Origin of the sequence: Bradyrhizobium cosmicum, assembly GCF_032290525.1 — a bacterium.
GTDB classification, from domain to species: domain Bacteria; phylum Pseudomonadota; class Alphaproteobacteria; order Rhizobiales; family Xanthobacteraceae; genus Bradyrhizobium; species Bradyrhizobium cosmicum_A.
Genome location: NZ_JASXTA010000183.1, coordinates 1 through 279 on the forward strand (window position 1 = coordinate 1; position 279 = coordinate 279).

Annotated in this window: 1 protein-coding gene; it reads right to left on the minus strand. The window is 61.3% G+C overall.

Annotated elements, in window-relative coordinates; translation table 11 throughout:
- Positions 1-279 (minus strand): SDR family NAD(P)-dependent oxidoreductase (locus QSV46_RS39580; RefSeq protein ID WP_314964074.1); only part of this gene is annotated, 279 nt, incomplete at both ends.

The window sequence follows — 279 nt, forward strand, 5'->3', positions numbered from 1 at the left end:
TTGTTGATCAGGATGTCGAGCCTGCCGAATGCGTCGATCGCCAAGGCGATGCAGGCTTGCGCATCCACCTCGTCTGCAACATCGCCAAGAAAGGGTTCGGCCACGCCGCCGCGCGCCCGGATGGCATGGACGACGTCCTCCACCGGATCGGCGGGCAGTCCGGCAACAATGACTTTCGCACCTTCTCGCGCAAATTTATGGGCGATAGCTTCGCCGATTCCCGTCGCCGCACCTGTCACGATCGATGATTTGCCGTTCAGCCGTCCTGCCATCGTCATC